The sequence below is a fragment of the Spirosoma taeanense genome (assembly GCF_013127955.1).
Lineage (GTDB): Bacteria > Bacteroidota > Bacteroidia > Cytophagales > Spirosomataceae > Spirosoma > Spirosoma taeanense.
The window spans coordinates 3,403,156-3,430,117 of sequence record NZ_CP053435.1; the positions used below are offsets into that span (position 1 = coordinate 3,403,156).

A 26,962-nucleotide genomic window follows, 5' to 3' on the forward strand; every position below is an offset into this window, starting at 1 on the left:
ACGTAAAGCAGTCTATGCCTGCCAATAACCGCGCATTCAACTACGATCTGGACTATAAGAACCTGAACCTCCGCGAGCAGCCTGAACTCTATCGCGTTGGCAAGGGCGAGATGGGGGTATTGCTCGTGCAGCCCTACAAATCAGAAATCCTGCCCCACTGGCGCTTTAAAACGCCCGAGATTGCCCGCGAGTCGTCGGAGAAAATCTTCCAGATGTTTCTGGACTACAAACAGAAAGGGGACTTCATCGGCATGGACATGGCCAGGAAGTTTCTACAGATGGGATACACACGAGCCAGACGTTACGCCAACCACAAAACCGGACAGAAATATGACGGCCCGGTGCCCGATGACCAGAAAGGCCGTTCGGGTGCCCACGGCCGCGAGCAGCTTCCTCGTGATGAAGACCCAGTCAAAGCCGAATCGGCCCGCATTTTCTATGGCAAGTATCTGGAAGCCCGTGAAGACCCTGAATACAGGAAGCAACGAAAAGACTGGCAGGAAAAATACGGTTGAAATCACCAGCCCGTATAGATCAGGGTTTTCGCCGTCGCAGAATCTGGACCTCCATGGGGTGCAGTTGAACCGGCACGACCCGTACGGGCCCGTGCGTCTGGCTGCCGTCGGTTTCGTGAATCGTTACGCTGCCGCCTGACTTCGTAACAACCTGCCCCGGCGACTGCGGCTGGGACTGATTGCTGAACAGAATGTCGAACGGAGCCTGATCAGGGTTTAGAGAGACATCGATAATCACCTCCCCATTGAATCCGCCGTTGGTTTGGGTATTTGCCACAATCAGCACTTCCTGATCGTTCAGAATCCGCGAAAAGGCCAGCACCCCCGGACTAAAGGGCGAGATGCCAAAGTTTACGCCATCGCCGGAAATCGGTCGAAAATACTGGCGGCCGTAACGCAAAGCAGGCTGCTCATTCCGGACTGCACTGATCGCTTTGATGGCCGCGTAGAACGAATGCTGCGGATCAAACGCGTTTGGTTTCCCCCACAGCGCTTCGCGCACGGCGGCATCGCTATTACCCAGGCCATGCAGCCCCTGCTCGGTACCGTAATAAACACACGGTATACCCTGCAACGTAAACAGACAGGCCAGCCCCAGCGTAGCCTGGGCGTCGAAGCGGGTGGGATCGGCAGCATCACGATAGTAAAAGCGCTGCTTCATGTCGTGATTGTCCAGAAACGTCACGAAGAAATTCGTCGCGTCGCCGTGGGTGCTGAGAATATCGCGCTGCACATCTTTTCGCCGGCGGTACATGGCCTGCACCGACGAAGGTGGCGTTAAGCCTTTGGCGACCGACGGCAGACGGAAAAACAGCGGAAAATCAAGAGCGGCATCAACGCCAATCGGCTCATTACCCTGGCTGGTTGTGCGGCCAATGAACTGATTGATTTTTTCTTCTTCGTCGAAGACTTCCCCGAACGTAAAGAAGTTTTTCTTGCCGATACTCAGGGCAAACTCGCGCATGGCATTGGCAAAAATCCGGGCAAAATCGGGCTCAATGAACTTCAGCGTATCAATCCGATAGCCGTCCACATCGAATTTGGCGATCATATATTGATAAGCCAGAATTAATGTTTCGTGCACCGGAAATGACCGCCCCAGGCTGTCCGTTTCGCTGAAATCAGTCACCAGTTCTTTCAGCGATTCAAAATCGCCACCGGCTTCGCCCCCTTTGCCCTTACGCCGGAACAGTTCGTTTCGCTGGAGTTCAACGGGCCACACAGCCGCATCGTCCGGAATCGGAACGGGAGCACCGCTGAAATCGGCAAAGGCAGCATTCCCCTGCGCGTCATGCCACCGGACGGGATATACACTGTTTCGACCATCGGCGCTGGGCGCATTGTCGCTGCCATTCACGACGTAGCCAAACACATTGCCCGCGTGATTGAGCACGATATCAAAGATAATGTAGATGCCCCGGGCGTGGGCAGCATCAATCAGCGCCCGGAGTTCATCCTCAGCCAGGGCCGGGTTAATTCGGGCAACCTGCGGGTCCGATGAAAAGCGCGGCTCGACCTGCAGAAAGTCCTGAAAGCCGTAGCCGTGATACGTAGTGTCTTCATACTGACAGTTCTTAATAACCGGCGAAAGCCAGATAGCGCCTACGCCCAACTCCTGGAGGTAGTCGAGTTGTTCGCGCACGCCGTTGAACGTACCGCCCTGAAAAACGCCGTGGAGACCATCGAAAGGCGACAGACGCGGTGGCGCAACCGGGTTGTTGAACCGATCGAGCAGCAGAAAATAAATCCATGTATCGCGCCAGTCGGGCGGGGAAGGAAAGGGCGTGTTAATCGAAACCGTCTGGTTGCCGATGGTAACTTGTCTGGATTGCGAAGTTGCAGCGGACGCCAAAGCCGAACGAACGGCTTCACTGCGGATGGATGTTGGCATATTAGGTAGAAGAAGTTTAGTCGGCTATTAATTCTGGCAAGGCGGCCATTGCGCGCTTAGTCGGAAAATACGGTTCGGCAGCAAACGCAGGTTTGTATTTTTACAGAACGTACGCCCTGTTTTAGTAACCGGCAAAAGGCACCGCGCTCCCACAGGCCTGATCCGATTTGGGTCATTTACAGCGAATGAAAATAAGCGCACAGCAGTAGTACGGTTAATCTTTGCGTAGCTTTGCGCCTTCTTTGTGCCCGGGCTGAAAAGCGCCGGCGCGAAGAATACAATAAAGTCTCAAGCACATGACGAGATACTATGCAGCTCCTCGACGGCAAACTTCTTTCGGCACAGATTAAACAGGAAATCGCGGCTGAAGTCGCACAGATTAACGAGCAGGGCGGTAAGATTCCACACCTCGTCGCCATTCTGGTGGGCAATAACGGGGCCTCAGAAACCTACGTAGCTTCGAAAATGAAAAACTGCGAAGAGGTAGGCATGCACTCGACGCTGATCCGGCTCGACCCGTCGGTCTCCGAAGCCGAACTGCTCGACAAGGTCCGTGAAGTCAACGACAACCCCGACATGGATGGGTTAATTGTTCAGCTGCCCCTCCCCGACCACATCAACCCCGACCGGATCATGGAAACCATCAATCCGGCCAAAGATGTGGACGGTTTTCACCCCATCAATATTGGTCGGATGGCCAAGGGACTACCCGCCTACGTGTCGGCGACACCGCAGGGCGTTCTGGAGATGATCAAACGCTACGACATCAAAACCGCCGGGAAACATTGCGTGGTGGTGGGCCGGAGCCAGATTGTGGGCCTGCCCATGTCAATCCTGATGCAGCGCAACACCTACCCCGGCAACTGCACCGTAACGCTCACCCATTCCCGGACCCAGCATCTGGAAGACATCTGCCGCTCGGCCGATATTCTGGTGGCCGCCCTCGGCAAACCCGAGTTTATCACCGGCGACATGGTGAAAGAAGGAGCTGTCGTCATTGACGTGGGTCTGGAGCGCGTGCCGGACGCGACCAAGAAAAGTGGCTTTGCGCTCAAAGGCGACGTAAAGTTCGACGAGGTGGCGCCGAAAGCGAGCTTCATCACGCCCGTTCCGGGTGGCGTTGGGTTGATGACCATCTGCTCGCTGATGCAGAATACGCTTAAAGCCGCGCGTGGCGAAGTGTACAGCCGGTAAGCTTAGCTTTGCTTAACAAACTTTAACAGCCCGCCCCGGCCCGGACGGGCTGCTTTTTTGCGTATTTTTGGGCACTACTTACACAAAAGCAGTTCGTTAATCTTTATTTATATGCAATCATTCAAACGCCTGAACACCCTCGTCGGCTGGTTCACGTTCGTTGTCGCGCTGATTACTTACGCGATGACCGTCGAACGCACAGCCAGCTTCTGGGACTGTGGCGAGTTCATTGCGTGTTCGTTTAAACTCCAGGTACCCCACCCGCCCGGCGCCCCGTTTTTCCTCCTGCTGGGCCGGATCTTCTCCATGTTTTCGCTCGGTGATCTGACCAGCGTAGCGTACTGGGTCAATATGGTTTCGGTACTGGCGAGTGCGTTCACGATCGCTTTCCTGTTCTGGACGATCACGATGCTGGCGCAGAAACTGCTCGGCAAAGCGGAGAGCGAATACACCACGGCAGATACCCTACTGGTCATCGGCACGAGTGCCGTTGGGGCGCTGGCCTACACGTTCTCGGACACGTTCTGGTTCTCGTCCGTTGAAGCCGAAGTGTATGGCATGTCGTCGTTCTTTACGGCTATTGTTGTATGGGCGGCTTTTAAATGGGAACGTATCGAAGACGAAGCAGCCGCTAATCGCTGGCTGATTTTCATTGCCTACCTGACGGGGCTTTCCATCGGCGTTCACCTGCTGAACCTCGTCACGCTGCCCGCCCTGGCGCTTATTTACTATTTCAAGAAGTATCCGAAACCTACGTTCTGGGGTGGCGCAACGGCCGCCGGTATTGGCCTGATTATTCTGGGCATCATTAACGCGGGTATTATTCCGGGTTTGCCGGGTATGGCCTTTGTGGTTGAACGCTTCTTTGTGAATACCCTCGGCCTGCCGTTCAACTCCGGCATGTTTTTCTTCGTCGTTGTTTTCCTGGGAGCTGTTACCTACGGCATCATCTGGTCGTCCCGGCAGAAGCGGCCCATCTGGAATACCAGTCTGCTAGCGCTGGCCTTCGTGCTGATTGGTTATGCGTCGTATATGCAGGTGCTGGTACGGGCCGATTTTAACCCGCCCATCAACGAAAACAACCCCGACGATGCGCTGAACTTTTTGTCGTATCTGCGTCGGGAGCAGTACGGCAGCCGGTCGCTGCTCTATGGTCCGGTATTCACCGCCCAGCCGATCGACAACAAAAAAGGCGCGCCGATGTGGAAAAAGGAAGGCAACCGTTACGTTATTTTCGACTATCAGCCGGAATACGTCTATTCGCCGGGCGATGAGATGCTATTTCCGCGGGTGTACAGCAGCCAGCAGAACCACCCGCAGCTATACCGCCAGATGCTGGGCCTCGCCGAAGGGCAGAAGCCAACCATGGGCGACAACCTGAAATTTCTGTTCAGCTATCAGCTTGGCCATATGTGGTGGCGCTACCTGATGTGGAACTTTGCCGGTCGTGAGAGCGACGAAGAAGGCGCGGGCTACATGCTGCCCTGGTCAACGGATAACGGCGTACCGGATCTGCTTAAAGCCAACAAAGCGCGCGACAACTTCTATATGCTGCCTTTCGCGCTGGGCCTGTTCGGGATTGCGTTCCAATATTTCCGCCGTCGGCGCGATTTCCTGATCGTCGGGCTGCTGTTCTTGTTCACCGGTATTGCCCTGCAGATCTTCCTGAATTCGCCCCCTTCGGAGCCGCGCGAACGCGACTACATTTACGTTGGTTCGTTCTATTTCTTCGCCATCTGGCTGGGTCTGGGCGTCATGGCCATTGCCGAAGGACTACGCAACACGCTTAAATCGGACATTGCCCGCAACGGACTGGTGGTGGGCCTGTGCCTACTGGTTCCGGTTATGATGGGTGCCAAAAGCTGGGACAACCATAACCGCGACAACCGCTATCAGTCGGTCGATTTCGCCAAAAACCTGCTCAATTCCTGCGCGCCCAACGCGGTGCTGTTTACGGGTGGGGATAACGATACGTTCCCGCTCTGGTACGTGCAGGAGGTTGAAGGCTTCCGACGCGACGTACGAGTTTGTAACCTGAGCCTGCTGGGCACCGAGTGGTACATTCAGCAGATGAAGCGGAAGACCTACGAGTCGGAAGCCCTGCCGATTTCGCTGGAGTTCGACAACTTCAACAAGGGGAAGAACGACGTCGTAATGTTCTATGAACTGCCCGGCGTGAAAAACGGCATTGATCTGAAGCAGTACATCAACCTGATCAAGACCAACAATCCGGCTCTTCAGGTACCGCTGACCAACGGTGATATGACCAGCATTCTGCCTTCGTCGGAGCTGTTCCTGCCGATTGACAAGGCGGCTATTGACAAGGCCAACTTTGTTCCGGCTTCGCTGCGTCCGATGATGAAAGACACTCTGCAGTGGTCAATTGGCAAGAAGAACCTGTACAAGCCTGACCTGATCATGCTCGATATGATCGCCACCAATAACTGGCAGCGGCCCATTTATTTTTCGAGTACCCTGGCCAGCGATAACTATCTAAACCTGAAGAACTATATGCAGCTGGAAGGGTATGCGTACCGCCTGATGCCGGTTGCTGTACCGGGCGCATCGGATGGTTACGTCAACTCCGACATCATGTACACCAACATGACCAAGAAGACCTTCTGGCGCGAGTTCGACAACCCGAACGTTTATTACGATGAGACCTACAAAGGCCCGCCGGTGGTTTCGGCCCGGATTGCGTTCTTCCGGCTGGCCGATCAGTTAATCCGCGAGGGAAATACGGCGAAGGCGCGTGAGGTTCTGGATTATTCGCTGAAGGTGATTCCCGATAAAAGCATTCCCTACGACCAGATTTCGTCGAACTACGTTCGGTTCCTGTTTGCCGTGGGCGACAACAAGAAAGCGCTCGAAATTGCTAACACGATGGCCACCCGCGCCGACCAGAATCTAAGCTATATCAAGAGTGGTCGTGGGCAGTTCGGCAATCCGAACGCCGATATGTATGTTCTCCAGACGATCATTGAGGCCTGCACGGAGGCCAAGCAAACTGCAGCGGCCAATAAATACGAAGCGATCTACCAGAAGCACGCGAACTCGTTTGGCTGATCCGAACAGTAATCTCGAAAAAGTGGCCGGTTTGCTGAACATTAGTAAACCGGCCACTTTTTTTTACCGGCCCCACCCGGCATAGAAAAAGGCAACTTGGTATCAGTGGATGGGATGGTCGACTTTTTCTTCTTCCAGGTCAATCCGGGCTTCTTCTTTGCGGATGACCTCGTCATCAAACTCTTTCTTATGACGCAATCGACGTAACTCGTCGCGTTGCGCGGTCAAAATGCCGGATAAAATTTGATTGTAACGCTTTATTTTCCCCGCATCACAATCCAGCGAATGCAGGTGCTGCGCCGTCAGATCGAGGTCGGTTTCCAGCCGGTTTTTCAAGTTACCGACCAGTTCATTAGTGGTGGCCTCTTCCGCATGTTTCCCGTTCAGCGTCTTCAACGCAACATCCAGTAGCTTCAGCCGAATAATGGTTTCCTGCTCGTCTTGGGGTGCCGGATTATCCGGGTCTTGATAATTTACCAGCCGGATAACAAACGGTAGGGTCAGCCCCTGAACGATGAGCGTAACCAGAATGACCACGAACGTAATGAACAGAATCAGGTTCCGGTTCGGGAAAGGCTCTCCGTTGGTTAACGTCAACGGAATGGACAGTGCCGACGCCAGTGATACAACCCCGCGCATACCGGCCCAGCCAATAATGAACGGAGCGCGCCAGCCGGGATTTGGATCTGCAACTGAAATGACTCTGCTAATGATGCGGGTAAATCCAGACGTAAAGAAAGCCGCTCCTACCCGCGTCACGATAATGAGCAGCGTGATCAGCAAAGCATAGAGAACAGCCTCTGTTTTTGAGTAACCGCCCAGTCCTTTCATGATCAGCGGCAATTCCAGCCCGATCAGGATAAACACCAGACCGTTTAGGGCAAACACCACAGTTGCCCACATCCCGGTACCCTGAATACGCGCACTATGATTCAAGATTCGGTGGCTCTGATTGGATAGGAACAGCCCTCCGCTCACCACCGCCATCACTCCGGAGAAATGGAATTCTTCGGCAGCCAGATACATAATATATGGCGCCATGAACGTCAGTAGAATATTAATCCGGGTAGTTGTGGGCAGCCAGCGATGAATCATGTAGAACACGCCTGCAACGCTTACGCCAGCAACCACGCCCATGATCGTAACCAACATAAATTCGGTAGCGGCCTGCTGCCAGACAAACGTTCCGGATAAGACAGCCGCCAGCGCAAACCGGAATACAATCAAACTTGAGGCATCGTTCATCAGGCTTTCGCCTTCCAGAATGCTGATGAGTCGTTTGGGCACGTCAATACCCCGTAGAACAGAGGTTGCGGCTACCGCATCGGGGGGCGAAATGATCCCGCCCAGCAGAAAGCCCAGCGCCAGCGTAAAGCCCGGAATCAGGGCACTTGACACATAGGCTACAGCAAAGGAGGTGAAAAGAACCAGCCCAAAGGCAAAACCTGCAATGATCCGTCGCCAGCGCCAGAACTCTTTCCAGGCTGTGAACCAGGCGGCTTCATACAGCAAGGGAGGCAGGAAGATCAAGAAAATCAGTTCAGGATCAATACTGATGGTTGGAATACCGGGAACAAAGCTGATTGCCAGACCACCCAACACCAGAAAAATAGGCGTCGGCACGCGTAACCGCTGCCCAATCATGACAAATAGCGAGACAGCTAGTAGCAATGCCAGACAAAGAAACAGCGTTTCGTGCATACTGCGACAGCGGAAAATGATTGTGGTAGGGTGCTAAAATAAACGCTGAGCAACCAACTTCCAGAGCCAGGCTGGATATAATGCCGCAGGCCCCGATAGGATCAACTATCGGGGCCTGCTTTCTGAACGCTTTCTTTTTAAAGTTCAGGACGTTACAACAGCGCGTCCTGCTGAAACTTATACGTAATTACGCCATGCAGGATGGGCTGTAGCTTTTTCGCCAGTTCATTCATGTATATAAAGCCGGCTTTCTGCAGCGAGGCACTCTTCTTACGGTATTCGATTGGAATAACGGTCAACTCATTCGACCCTGTACTGGCAGCTGTCTGGGCCAGGCTACGCATTCTGCCTGTTAGTTTTGCCAGCCCTGAATTGACCGATAGTTTTCCTTCAAAAACAACATCCTTGCTGCCGGCCAATGATTTTTCCTCTGCCCGGATAAGCAAAAAATCTTTACCGCCCGAGAAGGCAATACCCTGTTCGGTTAATACCTCCGCAATAGATAGAAAGCTTCCTTATCGGCCAGATCCGTTGTGATCAGAATCACATTAGCGCCTTTAAATGGAAGATACTGACTGTGCAAATTAGTAGAGAGCACGCAGAAGATAAGCGCAAGCCAGTAACCAGATTGTTTAAGTAACATTTGTTTCATAGAACTACTCTGCGTTTAAAGAATTCAAAACCTGCGTAGGAATAAACCAGGATAGCCGCTGTTTCTAGTACGGCCTCAGATTGGTTCTCGGTATAAATTCCGCTTTTGAAGTCCTGTACCCAGTCAATTAAAGCGAGACTGTACAAAACCAAAGCAACCAGACTGCCCAGAACAGCGCCCAGAATTAAAATAGACTGTCGCATAACGTGAGAGAGTGTGAGTAGTATTACTGTAAGTGAATGGTGGTATCTATTCCGTGCAATTTCATTGCCAGCTTATTTATTTCACAGTAACTATTCATTAGCTTTCTGATACTTACATATGAAAAACCCGGATAGCTTCATGTATTATCGATAATCTCAGACCTATATACGTTCAGTATGTCATACAACTACTCATTCTATCCGCCTGCTTTGCTAATGGAGTGTGTATTTACATCTACATAATTGAGGAATACATTAAACGATTATAAATCCTAATATACGCTATTCTTGGAAATATCATATTCGTATAATCTAATACCAGGCTGCGTCAACGCTAAACTTTATTTTATCCATATTCCCCAAATAATTAGATTCTATATTGATTTACTGAGTAATTGTAAATAAATTCAGTATAAGCAGACAGAAACAGGTTAATATATGACGGATTGCTATTTCGGTTTACCGGGTTTGGTTGCTCTAAGTTCATTGATATTCTCCGTTTTTTGCAGCCGGAAACCAAATAGCGTGAGCTTATCTGATACCAGTTATCAACAAAAAAGGCCCGGAAATCCGGGCCTTTTTTTAGCGTATCTTGGAATGCTTATCCATGAAAGAAATCTTTCATCTTGTCGAAAAAGCCTTTCTCATTTTTATTTGGCTTGGGCTGGAAGTTGGGCGAGTTGCGCAGCTTCTCCAGGATTGATCGTTCTTCAGCAGATAGTGTTTTAGGCGTCCAGACGTTAACATGCACCAGTTCATCGCCCCGGCCGTACCCGTTCAATTCTTTAATTCCCTTTCCTTTCAGACGTAATATCTTACCGCTTTGGGTGCCGGGGTCAAGTGTAATCCGGGCCTTGCCGTCAATAGTTGGCACTTCTACACTCGTACCAATAGCGGCATCAACAAAGTTGATATACAGGTCGTACACCACATTATTTCCGTCGCGTTTCAGGTCGGCGTCTTCCTCTTCTTCGACGACAATCAGCAGATCGCCTGCTACGCCACCGCGTGGCGGTACGTTCCCCTTGCCGCCTACCGATAATTGAATTCCTTCGGCAACACCCGCCGGAATCTTGATTGGGATAACGTCTTCCTGCAGTACGCGTCCTTCGCCAAAGCAGGCATCGCACCGGTCGGTAACGAGCTTACCCTCCCCGTTACAGGTTGGGCAGGTGCTGGTTGAGACCATCTGCCCGAGCATTGTATTGACAACTTTACGGGTCTGGCCGGTGCCATTACAGGTCGAGCAGGTTTGTACGGCGGTTCCGTTTTTGGAACCGTTGCCTCCGCAGGTTGTACAGGTTACGTGTCGTTTTACCTTGATTTTTTTCTCGACGCCGTTGGCAACTTCCTGAAGGTTCAGCTTTAGCTTGATGCGCAGGTCCGAACCGCGCCGAACGCGCTGCCGCTGGCCACCGCCCCCGCCATTGGCCCCCCGGAAGAAACTGCCAAAAGGCGAATCATCGCCGAAGACGTCGCCAAACTGGCTAAAGATATCCTCCATCGTCGGGCCACCAGGGCCATATCCACCACTGGCAGCGCCACCCATCCCAGCATGGCCAAACTGGTCATAACGAGCCTTTTTCTGCGGGTCGTTCAGTACGTCGTAAGCCTCAGCCGCTTCCTTGAATTTCTCTTCGGCGGTTGGGTCGTCGGGGTTTTTATCCGGATGGTATTTAATGGCCATTTTTCGATAGGCCTTCTTCAAATCGTCCGGCGAGACGTTCTTATCAACGCCCAGAATTTCGTAATAATCGCGCTTGGTTGCCATATCTTTTTAATGAGTGAATAGTGAATGAGTGATTTAGCGAATAGACATGCTACAGAACATTCACTCAATCACCCATTCGCTAATTCACCCATTGAATTAACTGCCTACAATAACTTTCGCAAATCGAATGACCTTGTCATTCAGGTAATATCCTTTTTCAACTTCGTCAATCACCTTCCCTTTTAGGTCGTCGCTCGGCGCCGGAAACTGCGTGACGGACTCGTGGAGGTCAGCATTGAACGGCTCACCTTTAGATTCCATCGGTTTGAGCCCTTTGCCCTCCAGGGTTTTGAACAGCTTGTTGTAAATCAGCGAAACGCCTTCTTTTACGGCAGCGATATCTTCAGTCTGCTCAATCGACTGCATCGCCCGCTCGAAGTCGTCAACAACCGGAATCAGAGCCTTCAGCAAACTCTCATTGGCATTGCCAATCAGGTCCAGCTTCTCCTTCGCAGTTCGCCGACGGAAGTTTTCGAAATCGGCATACAGCCGCAGGTATTTATCTTTTAGTTCGGCGATTTCGCGGCTGCTGGTATCCGTCGTCGCTTCGACAGTTTCAGGTTCCTCAACTGTTCCGCCGTTAACCGTCACGGCCTCGTCGGTAGTTAAGGTTTCTTGAGTTGACTGGTCTTCAGTTGTCAGGTTGTCAGGTTGTTGTGTATCGGTGGACAGATTTTCGTCCATAATGTCTTTATTTTCCATTGATGAGCTTCTATTTCGCTTCCAGAAATTCATATGCAAAGATGGGCAAAACCCCGGCCAAAACCACGCTTACTGCCAACTTGACATAAGCGGCTAAGGATAAAAATTCGTTCACGATCAACTTTTAGCACCCTGAAATCTGTTCCTTTTATAACCTCTGTATTTCAGTATGCACGCGTTGACCAGCCAATATACCCAACTTATCAAAACGAAAGCTCTTGCGCTGGGCTTTGATTTTTGTGGTATTGCCAAAGCTGACTTTCTGGAAGAGGAAGCGCCCCGCCTGGAGACGTGGCTCAAAAACGGCATGCACGGCCAGATGGATTACATGGCCAACCATTTCGATAAGCGACTCGACCCGCGTCTGCTGGTAGACGGAGCCAAATCGGTCGTAACGGTTTTGCTCAATTACTATCCCGACGAGAAACTGCCGGAAGGCGATGAGGATTACAAACTATCCAAATACGCCTATGGAACTGACTATCACTTTGTTATCAAAGACAAACTGAAAGACCTGCTGGCGTATATACACGAGGAAATCGGTGAGGTGGGCGGGCGGGCCTTTGTGGATTCGGCGCCAGTTATGGATAAAGCCTGGGCCAAACGCAGCGGGCTGGGCTGGGTGGGCAAGCACACCAACCTGATCAACCGACAGATGGGCTCGTTCTTTTTCATCGGCGAGCTGATTCTCGACTTGGAGCTGCAGCCCGATGGCCCCATCACCGACTACTGCGGCACCTGCACCCGTTGCCTTGACGCTTGCCCGACGGATGCCATTGTGGCTCCTTACGTAGTGGATGGCAGTAAGTGCATTTCGTACTACACCATCGAGCTGAAAGAAGCCATTCCGGAAGAAGCCCGGGGGAAACTTGACAATTGGGTGTTTGGCTGCGACATCTGCCAGGATGTGTGCCCGTGGAACCGCTTCGCCCGTCCGCATCAAACTCCAGCCTTCGAGCCCCACCCGGACCTGGCCACCTTTACAAAAGCAGACTGGGAAGAAATTACGGAGGATGTGTTTCGCGAAATATTCCGTCGGTCGGCGGTGAAACGAACGAAGCTAGATGGTCTCCAGCGCAATATCGCCTTCAATAAAGATTGAGCTTCAGGTGAATGGATTCAGCGCTCCTAATGAATCAGACAACGCAGCCGGTTTTTAGTAATTGTGAATTATTGGTTACATTGCGCCTGTTCAACCCACATCCATAGAAGAGTTTTTTGTATGCAACGAGACCGTCCACAAACGGAGCAGCGGCTTATTAGTGCTGTTGGTCAGATCATTACAGAAGAAGGTTTTGACCAGCTTGGTATCAATCGCATTGCCAGTCGGGCAGGCGTCAACAAAATTCTGATTTATCGGTATTTTGGGGGTCTGGAAGGCTTATTGAAAGCCTATTTCGATCGTAACCCGCCGATCGTTTCCTCGGCTCCACCCGACATAAACCAGCTAAAGGATCTCCCCCTCGACGTTCTGTTTGATACCTGCTGCGAATACACGCTGGCGGAATTTCGGCTCCTACGGCAGAATGTAAATGCGCAGGAATTTCTGAAAGCCAGCTTATTTCGTACCTCCGACACGCCCCAGCATTCCGTTGCCGCTGAGCGGGAAGCGCAGTTCACGAAGCTGATTGATGAACTGGCGCAGGTAATCGGCGCGGAATATGGCGTTGCCTTTGCTGCTATCGTGGCCAGTTCCATGACGTTACTGACCTTTCAGAGCCAGCAGCACAAAACTGTTTTTGGGCTGGATCTGAGTACGGATGAAGGCTGGACCAACATTGAGATGGCGCTCCGGCACATCTATCGGGGCGCTTATCTATTCACGAAAGAACGATTAAGCCTGGCCGAAAAAGCGGCTTAGGGCATCGCCTACGCGCCAGACGTCTTCAAACGTATTGTAGAGGGGCGCAGGCGCCAGTCGAATGCAGTCGGGTTCGCGCCAGTCGCCAATAATCCCCTGCTCGGTTAAAAAGCGGAACAGGGCTTTTCCCTGCTTTCTTACCAACAGCGAAAGCTGGCAACCCCGCTGATTTGGGTCGTCGGGCGTCAGAATCTGTACCTCGCCGAAGCCGCCAAGCAAATATTCCAGATAGCTGGTCAACAGCTCACTTTTCTGGCGGAGGGCAGTCATGCCTGCTTCGGCAGTGATGGCAAGCGAAGCCCGGTGCAGGGCCAGCGCGGGAATATTAGGTGTGCTGAGCTGCCAGCCATCGGCACCGGGCGCGGGCAGAAAACCGGGCGTCATCTCGAAGCGCCGGTCTTCGCGGTATCCCCACCAGCCCGCCAGCCGGGGCAGGTTCTGCTCGTGGTGTTTCTGATGAATGAACACACCCGAAACGGCACCGGGGCCACCGTTGAGGTATTTATAGGAGCACCAGGTCGCAAAATCGACGCCCCAGTCGTGCAGCCGCAGCGGTACGTTGCCAATAGCATGCGCCAGATCAAAGCCAATGCTGACGCAGTGCCGACGCGCCGTTTCGGCAATGGCGGCCATGTTGTACACCTGTCCGGTATAATAATTCAGCCCACTCATCCAGATTACGGCCAGCTCGTCGGCATGTTCGGCAATAGCGGCCTGGATGTCAGTTGTATGGATTAGATGATCGTCGGGCCTCGGCGCTACTTCAATGATCGCGTCCACCAGCGAGCCCATGCCTGGATTCCGAAGCTTTACGTGGGTTTCAAGCGCATACTGATCCGAAGGGAAATCGCCTTTGATGGTCAGAATTTTATACTTACGGCCGGTTGGCTGGTAGAACGAAGCCAGCAGCAGATGCAGGTTAACCGTCAGCGCATTCATAGGGCAAACCTCGCCCCTATCGGCACCCACAATCTGCGCCAGGGCTTCTTTGCAGGTGTTATGGTAACCGAGCCACGTATGCTCTGCGCCTTCGGGCACTTCAAACCAGCCTTCCACCCCCAGATTCTGCCAGGTAGTAAGTTCCTGCTCCAGAGCGGCCCTGGCTGTTGTAGGCTGAAGACCAAGCGAGTTACCGCACAAATACGTCAATGGCTGCCCATCACGCTGGGGAATATGAAAGCGATCGCGAAACAGGCGGAGCGGATCATTCTGATCGAGTTGCCGGGCAAAAGTGAGGGAGGTTTCGTAGGTCATAAATAGACTTTAACACAATTACTGAGTAATGAACGGCTTTATTTGACTGGTTCGATAGCAAAGAACACGTTCTGGATTGTCCGGCTTAGCAACTACTGTCCATCCGGGCAATGTCCCAACACCGATAATCTAAGCCACTTAGTAAATCTATATAAACTATAAAGTATACCCCTTGTTGACAAACAAATGTCAACGTTTATGAAAAATAATCTTACAAATCAGGCGGTGCACTCAGCCTCAACGACAAGATCCGGGCTGAGCCCGATCCGATGCAGTTTAGTACTGGCTCTGTGTATGGCGTTTGCCCTGACAGCCTGCGAAGATCACCGCATTCCGCAGCCGGGTCAGGTGATCCGTTCCAACAACCCCAAACCGGATTGGGGGCCAACGATAACGCCCCAGATGCTGGCCGTTATTGAAGAGCTTCAGCGACTGAATCCGGTTCCACTGTATACGCTTTCGCCCCAGGAGGCCCGCACAAAACCGAGTTTTAAGGATGCTGTTAATTCTCTGCTCGATAAACAGGGTATTAGTCGGCCCCGGGCTAACGTGACGATCAGCGAACGTATGATTTCGGGCGCCGACGGTGCTCAGATTCGGGCTAAAATCTATACGCCAAATAACGTAACCGGCCCGATGCCCGTCATAGTCTATTACCACGGTGGCGGCTGGGTTATTGCCAGTCCGGAAGTCTATGAATACTCAACGCTGGCGCTGGCTGAAGAAACCAAGGCCGTTGTCGTTTCAGTTGATTACCGGCTCGCACCCGAGTTTAAGTTTCCAACAGCTCACGAAGATGCTTACCGGGCCTATGAATGGGTAAAAAACAATGCTGCACTAATCAACGGCAATGCAAACAAAGTAGCCGTTGCGGGTGAAAGCGCCGGGGGCAACATGGCCGTTACGGTCAGCATGATGGCCCGCGACCGGGGTCTGCCCCTACCGGTACATATTCTGTCGGTCTTTCCGGTGGCCAACAATGATCTGAACACCCCATCGTATAATCAATATGCCAATGCTATGCCGCTTAACCGGCCACTGGTGCAATGGTTTGTCGATAAATACTTCCGATCGCCCGCTGACGGCGACAGTCCGCTGATTTCACTCGTGGACGTAGCGGATCTGCGTGGTCTGCCGCCAACAACGATCATCGGCGCGGAGATTGACCCGCTTCAGACCGAAGGCATGCAGTTGCGCGATAAGCTCCAGAGTCAGGGAGTGTCGGTTACGTATCAACTTTACACGGGCGTAACGCACGAATTCTTTGGCATGTATGCCATTGTACCCGAAGCACAGCAGGCTCAGGCCCTGGCAGCTACCCAGTTGCGAAATGCATTCCGGTAAGAGCAGGATGTTTATATATAACAAAGCCCGGTATCACGACTGATACCGGGCTTTTTGGATAAAGTGTAACGCTTACTGATGGGCCATACCGCCTTTTTTGCAGCAGCTTGGTAGTTTATTATAGCCCGCTTCATCGGCGGGTACTTCTTCGGCATCATACCCGGTCTTGCTGATGTTTGCTTTCAGTTTGGCAACATCGGTTTTTGCGGGGTTATACTTAATGGTTACGACCTTGGTCTTCACGTCCAGATCCGCTTCTTTCACGCCTTTTTCGAAGGCTAGATTCCGCTCGATTCGCGCCTTGCACATGGTGCAGACAGCCGACGTTTTAATCTTTATCTCTTTCTCTTTATCATCCCGCAGAGTATTGCCGCGGGTGGCTGTGCCAGCAAACAGATTGCCCACCAGCATCAGTGAGGTTAGGGCCGTCAGAAATAGGTTACGTAACATAGGTTTACTTGGTTATGGTAATTAATTAACGAAAATTCAGTACGAATGGTGCATTTTGCCCATACCTTTCATGCGGTTCATGTTCATCAGACTGGGGGACAAACGCAGGTAAATCTGGCCTGAAACTGGCCTGTTCCCATACAAAGGCTGCAGCAGGCGGTCGGGAACGTTACCCGTTATCTGAGCACCCAGCACCAGATCCGTTTTGGCATACTCCAGAATCCTGTAGTTCATTCCCAGCGTCAGGCTGTTGATAGTCAGGAGCGGATTCAGACGGAATGGGTCACTGCTCGGGAACTTGGCATCCTCCGACGAACTCAGGCCCAGTTCCTCTGCTGACTTCGTTACGTTTTCATACCGGCCGTAAAACGCTACGCGGTTGAGTTGCAGGCTACTTTCGGCCAGGTAGCCAGCCTCACGGGTTCCGTGGTGACTATTCATGCCCCACACAAACGCCGACGTTACGTAGCTGTCAGGTCCTAAACCCTTACTGTGCAGCACCGACGCCGTTGTACGGGTTACGTCTTCATCGGGGTGGGCTTCTTCGGGACTGTGTAGAAAACCCTGCGAAAACTGCAGCGCCAGCGACGGCGAAGGGTTCACCGACACCCGGTAAGAGTAACTGTCAAATCTGGGTTCATCGAAATTAAAGCGATTTTCGTCAGGTTCTCGTCCTTTGAACGCTGACCCTTCCAGTTTGGCCCACTTGTAGCGGAATCCAACCGTTGTTACGCCGAAAAGAATATGCGTAGCATCCTGCCAGTGATGGCTCAGGGGAGCTTCGGGGTTGCCAAAGGCCGAAATACGATGCATGAACGCGGGCGGTCCGACTGCTGGTTCACCGGGGTAGCCGACGTAGCCATAGAGGTCAATATCTTTGCTAAAGGCATGCGCATAGCTTACTGACAATTCAGAAACCAGATCGTGCGGATGCTGCTTGTCGATCAGGGGCTGCCCCTTATAGGTTTCGCCCGTCTGAAACAGCAGCGGATAGCCACCGTTCCCGACCGTCAGCGGATCGAGAGAAAGCATGGCCCGCACCTGAAACAGGCCCCGCTTTCCAACCTTACGCTGGGCCATACCCATTACCCAGTTGGGCGCTCCAAACTGCCGGGCACGCCCGCGCCCGTCGGGGTTGTTTACATTCTGAGCTGTATAGCGCAGATAAACGGCGTAATGGAGCATATAACTCCAACGGTTACCGTGGGTCATGTAGGCATACATCGGCGTATTGTCAGGATGCCAGGAGGTACCGGAACCGTTACGGTTCATGGACAGATTACGCGACAGCGAATGGGTCATACCCATAGTGGTATCCATAGTCAGACCATAGTTCATCATGGGCATATTCGCCATTGAGCCGTTCATAGCCATGTTCGTGTGCATAGTATGATCCGCAGGCTTCGTCGTGTCGCCTGCCGGCTGACCAACCGCCGTAGCCTTTACCGGCATAGTCATTCCCTGATGGTGCTGATGTTGAGCCCAGACCGGGCCCGATAAGCCGAGGGCAATAGTAAAAACCAGTTTTTTCATTCCGTTGGATATTGAACTCATTGAATGATTTGTGCCCGAATAGTCCCATCTCGCTCCCAGAGACCCAGTACCCGTTCGTTCGACAGAACAGCTAACTTAGGAAAGCCGCCGGCTTCCAGAACCTGTGGCTGAACGTGGCCGGGCGTAACAGCCCATACCTGTCCACCCTGCTGTTACAGGACATACGTACCGTTGAGCGTCGAGACTATTTTAGGATTTTTACCAACTGCAATTTTCGTTTCGGCCTCACCCGGGCGGGCCGTAAACAAGGTATCCCTACGGCGCCAGACGGTCCAGATAGCGCCCTGTGGGTTTATGAACAACCCGCCCCCATCCATCGGACAGGCGTTGAGCAACCAGGTACCTACGCCTAACCTGACCGCCCGGCCAAACGTCTGCCCACCGTCGGCGGAGCTAATCAGATACATATCCCTCGACCCTTTCAGGAAATTGCGAAACATGAGCACAACCTGATCTCCCCTGCTAACCGCCGTAAGCTGACAGCATTCACAAACGGTCCCGTCCGGTGATTGATAAATGATCCGGTTAGCCGACCATGTGCGCCCGCCATTGGTTGAGTGGGCACCCGCAATTTTGTTTCTTTTGTTTCCCCGCAGATCGAGCCAGAACGCGTTGAACGTATCATCCGGGCCGGCAGTCAGTGTAACAAATCCTTCCAGTGCGGTACGGGGTACATCTGTTACGGTTATCCGCTTCTGCCAGTGGCCCGTAGTCCGGTCGAGCCGGTACGCCCATACGTCGCCAGCCTTATCAATCGCCGTAATAACTACTGAACCTGACGTTGCCGCTATCTGAGGACCACGGGACGCTCCCAGATGCAGGCCGGGTAAACTATCAATTAGCTGTGGGCGGCTAAACGATTCGCCGGTAGCCGATGTACTGTACAGAATTTTTTGTCCCTGCCCATACACTACATGCACCTTACCGGCGGGATCAATTGCCACCGCCGGATGAGTACCTTCACCTATGGTCTGTCCTGTTTCAGCTCCATACCAGCGGACAGCCCACAATATGGTTAACATGTATAAAAAGTAAGGCATAAATCGAGCATTAATAAGAGATAAAACCAGCGGAATAGCCCTAAAGGTGCTATTCCGCTGCATCACCAATTACGCATTTGCCGACATAGCGCGGCACTCTTCAGCGCATTTGCGGCAGGCTTCGGCGCAGGCTTTGCAGTGGGCCACGTGATCGGCGTGTTTTTCGCATTCTTCAGCGCAGGCTTCACAAATCTCCGCGCACAACACCATGAAATCGCGCGAAAACTCGGAGCCGCGGGCATCCAGCCGTCCGCAGAGCGTGCAGAAATCGGCGCAGTCGCGGCAGAGCTTGATGCAGGCCGTCATATCGTGGCCTTTGCTGTCATTATCGCCCATTTCGAGGCAGGCCGTTACGCAGCGTTCGCAGGCCTGAGCGCATTCAAAGCAGGTGTCGGCGTGTTTGTGTCCCTGTTCCATTGTTTCCATAACTGTTGTCAGAGTTTATAAAGACCACCGTTGGTCTGACAAAGTAACTCCTCTACGCCGGTTCGGTTTTTACATAATTCGGGTTGGAATTAAAGCGCATCCAGACTCCGGCGGTCGGCCCGGTCGGCCTTGCGAAACTGCCCCGGCGTCTGGCCCGTCACCTGCCGAAACTGATTGGACAGGTGCTGAACGCTGCTATAGCCTAACCGCCAGGCTATTTCGGTCAGGGTCAGTTCGTCATAACGCAGCCATTCTTTCACTTTTTCAATCTTCAGCGCAATGATGTACTTCTCAACGGTCTGACCTTCACTCGCCGAAAACAGGCCGCTCAGGTACGAGTACTCATACCCTAGTTTTCGCTCCAGAAACGAAGAGAAATTTTCGGACGCCAGCCGTTCGCTTTTCAGGTGCTGGATTTCATTGATCAGCAGCACTTTCATGTGCTCAACCAGCGACTGCTTCCGGTCATCAACCAGATCAAACCCATTGGCCTGTAATGCCTGCCGGATGGCGTCAAGCGTAACGGTCGGCGGTAGCTCGTTTACATCTACCTCCCCCAGCTCAACCCGATTGACGGTCAGGCCCAGCGATTCAAGTTCTTCACGCACGACCCGCTTGCAGCGATCGCACACCATATTTCGAATGATGAATGTCATACGGATCAGGAATAAGAATGCGCTCAGAGTTGCGGTTTGAATCGAAAGCCGGCGTATATCATTCGGCCCGTGATGGGTCCCCACACCCGCGCTCCGGCATCGAAGTCGGGGCCGAACGGATCAGCCGCGCCCACAATCGGGTTGGTCTGCCGGAAACCCGTCAGGTTTTCGCCCCCCAGATAGATTTCCCAGCCGCTGCGAAAGGCCCGGCTAACCTGCGCGTTGAGGTTATAAAAGCCAGGGGCAAAGTCGGTCGGCATATTGGCGTAGCTGGTATGCACATAACCTTCACCCAGGTAGGGAATTCGCCTAGGGCCGTTCCACTGGAGCGTTGCGTCAAATTTCCATTTGTCGAACGGTAGGGCATACCCGGCGTTGAGCAGCACCCGATCGCGGCTGACCATCATCCGGGGCAGCAGCCGCTCTTCGCCGAATGGTCCGCCCATACTCTGGCGTACGTCGAAGAGCCGGTAGGCGGCCTTCACCTCGAACCGACGGACGGGCTGCACATTCAGTTCGACCTGAAAGCTGTTGGCAAAGCTGGCTCCGTTCAGATTGTAAAAATGCAGTTCGCGGGGATGCTCTACGTCAACGACCAGCTGGTTCTGGAAGTCTGTCCGGTGATAATCCAGCACCAGCGACGACTTCTTGCCCAGCAGCTCAAAATCATTCGTCACGCTCAGACCGTAATTCCAAGAGATTTCGGGACGCAGGCTACCATCCAGAAACACCGCCCGCGAACTGACCAGATAGCCAAAGTTTTCGGCGAACGGATTCGGAACCCGAAAGCCCCGCCCAGCCGATGCCCGCAGCGTCAGGTTCGGGTTCAGATTGTATTTCAGATGGGCCCGCGGAGTCCACTGCCCGCCGTATAAATTGTGGTAATCGAACCGTCCGCCCAGCACCAGCGTCAGCTTTTCTGGATACGTATACGTGTACTCGACGAAGATTCCCGGCACCGACTCCGTGCGACTGGTTTGCCGGGAACCAAGTTGTTCGCGATAGTCGTCGAGCAGGTAGCTAAGTCCGGTTTTATAAGTATGGTTGGTATTGCCGATGATGGACTGATAGATCAGGTTTGCGTAGAACGTCCGCTGCTGTCCCTGGTAAGGCCGGTACCCAAAATTGGCCGTCTGCTCGTGGTGCAGGCCATTCAGAATCAGACCCAGCCCTTTGTAGGGCTTTTCGGGATAAAGCCGGGCCGTTTTGGAGAAAAACTCCAGTCGCCTGGTGGTATTGCCGAAGCCATAGCGCGACGAACCAAAGCGGGATAGCTGCCCCCCGTCGCGGTCTTCATACAGGGCTTTCACGCCAAACTGCGCCATAAACCGCTCACTGCTGTATTTGTAGCGATTAATGGCGTTAAACTGGGTGTACAGCGGCAGGTCCCGGAAACCGTCGTTGTTTTGATCCAGCTCCGAGCGTAACGTGCTGGCGTGGCCCAGCACGCCCACACTCCATGTTTTGCTTAACAGCTTCGACCAGTTGGCGTTGCCTTCGAGCCGCCCGAAACTGTTAACGTATCCATTCAGGAACAGTTTATCGGGACTGTCGGGCTTTTGTAATTCAACGTTCATCTGCCCGCTCATACTCTCGTAGCCATTCACGACCGAACCAGCGCCCTTGCCGACGTCGATACTCGTAATCCACGTACCGGGAATATAGTTCAGGCCAAAGGCGGTGGCCAGCCCCCGGACGGTCGGAATATTCTCTACGTTGGTCTGAACATACTGCCCGCCCAGGCCCAGAAACTGAATCTGTTTCGCGCCCGTGACGGCATCGCTGTACGACACACTGACCGACGCGTTGGTCTCGAAACTCTCCGACAGGTTACAGCAGGCCGCCTTAGCCAGTGTTCGCTGCGTAATGAGTTCCGTCTGGATAGGATTGATCCGGTCAATCTGGCCGGGTGCGCCGGAAACGGTCACCTCCTGCAGGGTTTGCTCGGCCCGGAGCGTTACGGTCAGTTCAGCCGCCGGACTGGCCACTCGCAATGTGTCGGCCTGATACCCTACGTAGCTAACAATCAACTGGCTACCAGCCGGCTGCATCTGAATGTAAAACCGGCCAGCAGAGTCGGTCACCGTGCCCGTTGACGTTTCTGCCCACCGCACCGTAGCGCCGACGAGAGGCACCCGCCTTCCCTTAACAAGTTCATTAACGGTGCCGATAAGCCGGGGCGCGGTTGAGACTAATACTGTGTCGGCAGCGGGTTTTATTGTTTGTATGGAATCGGATTGGGCCATGGCCGAAACGCCATACCAGAGCGTAAAGCCAGATAAAGCCATCCGAAGACAGAAGAATCGCATGATGGTCTTGATTGAAGTGAAACACAAGACGCCCGCATCGTCAGGATGCCGGCGCCACAGAATCAATCAATACCTCAAATCAGAAGTGTGTGAACAAGCGTCAGAATATCCCGCCCGGAACGGGAAGGAAGAGACGGGAGAGACGAAATGGATGACGTAGTATCGGTGGCAAAAATCCACTCGACCATCCAGGTCAGCAGGGCCGTAACGCCCGCCAGAACCGTTTCCGTTACGGTCTTGACAAACTTCGCAACTAACTGACTCAGCGAGGACGTAACGTCAACATTCTCAAAGTGCTGATCGTCCTGGCAGCACTCGGTTTTCTTGACGACGGTTTCCTGGACCGGCATAGGATTGTTGTCCGTAGCACAACCCACCTGCTGCTGGTTTTCGCTGAAGGCAACGACCACCGTCTTTTTCTTGCCGCGCATTTGACACGTGTGCTCAACCAGCCCAAAGCCGGTACTGCTCAGCAGCACGACGCAGGCCATCAACAGGTTGAACAATCGGAACAAAGCACGTTTCATAGCGGACCAAATGTAGAATTGGACAAGTATAAAAGCAAGCTACCCGGCAAAAAGTTCGACGCTGGTCAGCTACGCCTGATTATTCAATGATCCTGCCCTTTACTTTTTTATGAAAAATCTTTACCAAGTCGTATTTTTGTTTTTGCCAAATTACGTAACTGCCCGGCTGCTAACCTGTGAACTATTCTTTTCTTCCGATTCTGACTGGGCTTTCGCTCCTGCTGACGGCCTGCGACAAGCCACTTTTCTCGCTCCTGCCCGCCGACGAAACCGGTATTACGTTCTCAAATCGTATCGTTGACAACGATACGATGAACATTATCGACTTCGAATACATCTATAACGGGGGGGGCACCGCCATCGGCGATTTCAACAACGATGGCCTGTCGGACGTGTTCTTTACCGGCAATCAGGTGGCCAACCGACTCTATCTGAACAAGGGGGAGTTTAAGTTTGAAGACATTACGCAGAAGGCGGGCGTAGGCGGTAACGGCAAGTGGTGCTCCGGTGTGGCGCTGGTGGACATTAATAACGACGGCTGGCTGGACATTTACGTCGGAGCAACTGTCAGTAAGGTAGCCGCCAAACGGGAGAACCTGCTGTTCGTGAACCAGGGGGCGAAAAATGGCCAGCCGCCGGTATTCCGCGAAATGGCGAAGGAATACGGTATCGCCGACGACGGCCACACGACCAACGCGGCTTTCTTCGATTATGATAACGACGGCGATCTGGACCTGTACGTTCTGACGAACACCATCGAAAACTACCCCAACGCCTATCACGATAAAGTCAAGGACGGCTCGTCGCCCACCACCGACCGGCTGTACCGCAATGACCCCAATCCGACGCTCGGCCACCCGGTCTTCACGAACGTATCGAAAGAGGCTAATATCCTGACCGAAGGCTATGGTCTGGGATTGAATATTACGGACATCAACCGCGACGGCTGGAAAGATATTTACGTGACGAACGATTACCTGAGCGACGACCTGCTGTACATTAATAACCACGACGGTACGTTCACCGATCAGGCGGGGCAGTATTTTAAGCACACGAGCAGTTCGGCAATGGGGAACGACGTGGCCGACATCAACAACGACGGACTGGTCGATGTCGTGGCGGTGGATATGCTCCCGCGCGACAACTACCGCAAGAAGATGCTTGTCGGGCCGAATAACTACCAGACCTACCTCAACAACGAGCAGTATAAGTTCAACTACCAGTACGTCCGGAACACGCTGCAGCTTAACCAGGGGCCAGTCCCGACGGTTGCGGGTGGCGTGCATCCCGTGTTCAGCGACATCAGTCTCTTCAGCGACGTGGCCGAAACCGACTGGAGCTGGACACCGACCCTGCTCGACTTCGACCACGACGGCTACCGCGACCTGCTAATCACGAACGGTTTCCCAAAGGACATTACTGACCGCGATTTCGTGTCGTTCCGGGCGGAGAGCGCGACGGTAGCTACCAAGTCGTTCATGCTGGAGCAGATTCCCATTATCAAGATCAGCAACTACGCCTTCCGCAACAAAGGTGGCGACAAAGCGGGCGATCTGGGGTTTGAAGACGTAACCGAAAAGTGGGGCCTGAAAACGCCATCGTTTTCCAACGGGGCGGCCTATGGCGACCTGGACAACGATGGCGACGTGGATTATGTGGTGAACAACATCAATGATTCAGCATTTGTCTACCGCAATAACCTCGTTGAAAGCAAGCGTGCCAAAGCCAATTACCTGCGGGTTAAGTTTGTCGGTCCGGCGCAGAACCGCATGGGGCTGGGGGCCACCGTCGAATTGCATTACGGTAACCAGAAACAGGTTTACGAACATACTCCCTACCGCGGCTACCTGTCGACTGTTGAACCAGTAGCTCATTTTGGGCTCGGCGCTACGGCAACGATCAATGAAGTGCGGATTATCTGGCCGGGGCTGAACGGACAGCCCCAGCGGCAGCAGGTGCTGCGTAACGTAAAACCCAATCAGGTTCTGACGGCCGACGTACGCAATGCCCGCGAACCGGTTGCTCCCGCCAGTGCCCCAAAGAGTTTGTTTACCGAGGTGACGGATTCGCTGAAGATTGCTTACCAACATAGCGAACTGGAGTATATTGACTTCAACGTTCAGAAACTATTACCGCATAAACTCTCGCAGTTTGGCCCCGCCGTATCCGTTGGTGATGTCAACGGTGATGGACTGGACGATATGTTCGTCGGTGGCTCCAAGTTCAACAAAGGGCATTTTCTGCTGCAGACGGCCGCTGGTGCCTTTGTCGAGAAAGACCTGCTGCCGGGCGAGGCTGTCCCCGGCCCTTACGGCGGAACGGCTAAGGATAAGATTCAGGAGGACATGGGTACACTGCTTTTTGATGCCGACGGCGATGGCGACCTGGATCTTTACGTTGCCAGTGGCAGTATCGAAGGAGATCCGTCGGCGCCCATAGCTACGGGACCGGTTTTTCAGGACAGGCTGTATCTGAACGATGGCAAAGGCGGGTTATCATTGGCACAGAATGCCTTACCCGCCAATAGCGTCAGCAAGTCGTGCGTGAAAGCCGCCGACATTGACCGCGATGGCGATCTGGATCTGTTCGTGGGTGGCCGGGTCGAACCTGATCATTACCCCAAGCCTGTGTCGAGCTTTGTTCTCCGTAACGATTCCAGGCCCGGTCAGCCCCGGTTTACGGACGTTACCAAAACGCTGGCTCCCGCTTTGCAGGACATTGGGCTGGTTTGCGATGCGCTCTGGACCGACCCCGACAATGACGGCTGGCCCGACCTGATGCTGGCCGGCGAGTTTATGCCCCTGACTTTACTGAAAAACCAGCAGGGCAAATTACAGGCTGCCAAAGACCAGCTAAGTGAGCAGAAAGGCTGGTGGAATTCGCTGGTGGCTGGTGATTTCGACCGCGACGGCGACATCGACTACATAGCGGGGAATCTCGGCCAGAACGCCCGCATGCGCGCCAGTAAAGAGGAACCGGTACGGGTCTACGCGGGCGACTTCGACAACAACGGCTTTTACGACGCCATCCCGACTATTTTCATCCCCGACGAAAAAGGAAACCGCCGGGAGTTTACGTTCCACGGCCGCGACGATCTCATCAAGCAGATGATTTCCATGCGGAAGCGGTTTCCACTGTATAAGGATTTTACGCAGGCCAGCATTGATAAACTCCTGACGGACGAAGAACGCGAAAAGGCGCTGGTGCTGGAAGCGAATTACTTCCAGTCGGCTTACGTGGAAAACAAAGGGAATGGTAAATTCGAACTGCACCCGCTGCCAACACCCGCACAGATGGCACCGATCTTTGGCATGGTGGCCAATGACGTTGATCGCGACGGTAACCTCGACGTTATGCTGGTGGGTAATGACTACGGTGGCGAGGTGCTCATGGGCCGCTACGACGCCCTGAATGGCCTCTGGCTACGGGGCGATGGCAAAGGTGGTTTTACGGCTCAGACAACGGCAGCCAGTGGCTTCTACGTCCCCGGCAATGCCAAAGGACTGGCGCAGTTAACCGACGCCAGCGGTCGCGAACTGCTGGTGGCTACCCAGAATCGGGGGCGGCTGTGCGTGTTTCGCAACAACCAGCCTGCTCCGTCTGTCCGGCTGCGCTCCACCGACGTATCGGCCTTGCTAACCTTTAAGGACGGTAAAACTCAGAAAGTCGAGTTTAGTTATGGTAATTCATTTTTGTCGCAGTCGGCGCGAACGCTGCTGGTAAGTCCGCAGGTCAAGGGCATTGAAATTACCGATTCAAAAGGGCATAAACGACCGGCCCTCAACGAAGCAACGCTGACCCGCCGATAACTAAAAAGGCCCGGATGTCCGGGCCTTTTTAGTTATC

Annotated in this window: 20 protein-coding genes; 7 read left to right on the forward strand and 13 right to left on the reverse strand. The window is 53.2% G+C overall.

The window, feature by feature from the left end; genetic code table 11:
- Positions 1-14: 14 nt before the first annotated feature.
- Positions 15-515, forward strand: coding sequence for a DUF4385 domain-containing protein (locus HNV11_RS14175; RefSeq protein WP_171740288.1), 501 nt, complete (start codon positions 15-17; stop codon positions 513-515).
- Positions 516-534: 19 nt separating this feature from the next.
- Here HNV11_RS14175 and HNV11_RS14180 read toward each other — a convergent pair whose 3' ends face one another.
- A complete protein-coding gene (locus HNV11_RS14180; RefSeq protein ID WP_171740289.1) occupies positions 535-2,406 on the reverse strand; it encodes an alpha-amylase family glycosyl hydrolase in 1,872 nt (623 codons plus the stop codon).
- 309 nt (positions 2,407-2,715) lie between these two features.
- Here HNV11_RS14180 and HNV11_RS14185 point away from each other — a divergent pair, with 309 nt between their 5' ends.
- Positions 2,716-3,600: a bifunctional 5,10-methylenetetrahydrofolate dehydrogenase/5,10-methenyltetrahydrofolate cyclohydrolase gene (locus tag HNV11_RS14185; RefSeq protein WP_171740290.1), complete on the forward strand. Its 885-nt coding sequence runs from the start codon at positions 2,716-2,718 to the stop codon at positions 3,598-3,600.
- A 111-nt stretch (positions 3,601-3,711) separates the two neighbouring features.
- Entirely contained in the window at positions 3,712-6,666 is a 2,955-nt protein-coding gene (locus HNV11_RS14190) for a glycosyltransferase family 117 protein (RefSeq protein ID WP_171740291.1), read from the forward strand.
- 102 nt (positions 6,667-6,768) lie between these two features.
- Here the strand turns inward: HNV11_RS14190 and HNV11_RS14195 are convergent, their stop codons facing one another.
- The 4 genes from HNV11_RS14195 to HNV11_RS14210 all read right to left on the reverse strand — a co-directional run bounded on the left by HNV11_RS14195 (position 6,769) and on the right by HNV11_RS14210 (position 11,695).
- Positions 6,769-8,367 (reverse strand): Na+/H+ antiporter, encoded by a 1,599-nt coding sequence (locus tag HNV11_RS14195; protein WP_171740292.1) that lies wholly within the window; start codon positions 8,365-8,367, stop codon positions 6,769-6,771.
- Between the two features lie 152 nt (positions 8,368-8,519).
- Positions 8,520-8,711, reverse strand: a complete 192-nt coding sequence (locus tag HNV11_RS14200; protein ID WP_171740293.1) for a hypothetical protein — start codon at positions 8,709-8,711, stop codon at positions 8,520-8,522.
- Positions 8,712-9,823: 1,112 nt separating this feature from the next.
- Positions 9,824-10,993 (reverse strand): molecular chaperone DnaJ, encoded by a 1,170-nt coding sequence (gene dnaJ, locus HNV11_RS14205; RefSeq protein WP_171740294.1) that lies wholly within the window; start codon positions 10,991-10,993, stop codon positions 9,824-9,826.
- Between the two features lie 96 nt (positions 10,994-11,089).
- A complete protein-coding gene (locus tag HNV11_RS14210) occupies positions 11,090-11,695 on the reverse strand; it encodes a nucleotide exchange factor GrpE (RefSeq protein ID WP_171740295.1) in 606 nt (201 codons plus the stop codon).
- 169 nt (positions 11,696-11,864) lie between these two features.
- Between HNV11_RS14210 and queG the strand changes: the two genes are divergently transcribed.
- Together queG and HNV11_RS14220 are read left to right on the forward strand one after the other, a co-directional pair.
- Complete coding sequence (gene queG / locus HNV11_RS14215) at positions 11,865-12,797, forward strand: tRNA epoxyqueuosine(34) reductase QueG (protein ID WP_171740296.1); 933 nt, start codon at positions 11,865-11,867, stop codon at positions 12,795-12,797.
- A gap of 120 nt (positions 12,798-12,917) precedes the next feature.
- Positions 12,918-13,556 carry a TetR/AcrR family transcriptional regulator gene (locus HNV11_RS14220; protein ID WP_171740297.1) on the forward strand — a complete coding sequence of 213 codons (639 nt, stop codon included), beginning with the start codon at positions 12,918-12,920 and terminating at the stop codon, positions 13,554-13,556.
- Here the strand turns inward: HNV11_RS14220 and kynU are convergent.
- Complete coding sequence (kynU, locus tag HNV11_RS14225) at positions 13,530-14,810, reverse strand: kynureninase (protein ID WP_171740298.1); 1,281 nt, start codon at positions 14,808-14,810, stop codon at positions 13,530-13,532. The genes HNV11_RS14220 and kynU overlap by 27 nt on opposite strands.
- 198 nt (positions 14,811-15,008) lie before the next feature.
- On the opposite strand from kynU, the gene HNV11_RS14230 reads away from it, so the two are divergent.
- Positions 15,009-16,154 (forward strand): alpha/beta hydrolase, encoded by a 1,146-nt coding sequence (locus HNV11_RS14230; RefSeq protein ID WP_171740299.1) that lies wholly within the window; start codon positions 15,009-15,011, stop codon positions 16,152-16,154.
- 72 nt (positions 16,155-16,226) lie between these two features.
- Here HNV11_RS14230 and HNV11_RS14235 read toward each other — a convergent pair whose 3' ends face one another.
- The 7 genes from HNV11_RS14235 to HNV11_RS14265 form a co-directional block, all read right to left on the reverse strand.
- A complete protein-coding gene (locus HNV11_RS14235) occupies positions 16,227-16,604 on the reverse strand; it encodes a heavy-metal-associated domain-containing protein (RefSeq protein WP_171740300.1) in 378 nt (125 codons plus the stop codon).
- Between the two features lie 36 nt (positions 16,605-16,640).
- The gene (locus HNV11_RS14240; protein ID WP_171740301.1) at positions 16,641-18,137 is read right to left on the reverse strand and encodes a hypothetical protein; all 1,497 of its coding nucleotides are present in this window, start codon (positions 18,135-18,137) and stop codon (positions 16,641-16,643) included.
- Positions 18,138-18,310: 173 nt separating this feature from the next.
- Entirely contained in the window at positions 18,311-19,180 is an 870-nt protein-coding gene (locus HNV11_RS14245) for a sialidase family protein (RefSeq protein ID WP_240163435.1), read from the reverse strand.
- Positions 19,181-19,267: 87 nt separating this feature from the next.
- On the reverse strand, positions 19,268-19,624 hold the full coding sequence (locus tag HNV11_RS14250; RefSeq protein ID WP_171740302.1) for a four-helix bundle copper-binding protein: 357 nt from the start codon (positions 19,622-19,624) through the stop codon (positions 19,268-19,270).
- Between the two features lie 89 nt (positions 19,625-19,713).
- Entirely contained in the window at positions 19,714-20,280 is a 567-nt protein-coding gene (locus HNV11_RS14255) for an AraC family transcriptional regulator (protein WP_171740303.1), read from the reverse strand.
- Between the two features lie 23 nt (positions 20,281-20,303).
- Positions 20,304-22,589: a TonB-dependent receptor gene (locus HNV11_RS14260; RefSeq protein ID WP_240163437.1), complete on the reverse strand. Its 2,286-nt coding sequence runs from the start codon at positions 22,587-22,589 to the stop codon at positions 20,304-20,306.
- 74 nt (positions 22,590-22,663) lie between these two features.
- Positions 22,664-23,116, reverse strand: a complete 453-nt coding sequence (locus tag HNV11_RS14265; RefSeq protein WP_171740304.1) for an HYC_CC_PP family protein — start codon at positions 23,114-23,116, stop codon at positions 22,664-22,666.
- 176 nt (positions 23,117-23,292) lie between these two features.
- Between HNV11_RS14265 and HNV11_RS14270 the strand changes: the two genes are divergently transcribed.
- Positions 23,293-26,925 (forward strand): FG-GAP-like repeat-containing protein, encoded by a 3,633-nt coding sequence (locus HNV11_RS14270; RefSeq protein ID WP_171740305.1) that lies wholly within the window; start codon positions 23,293-23,295, stop codon positions 26,923-26,925.
- Positions 26,926-26,962 lie beyond the last annotated feature (37 nt).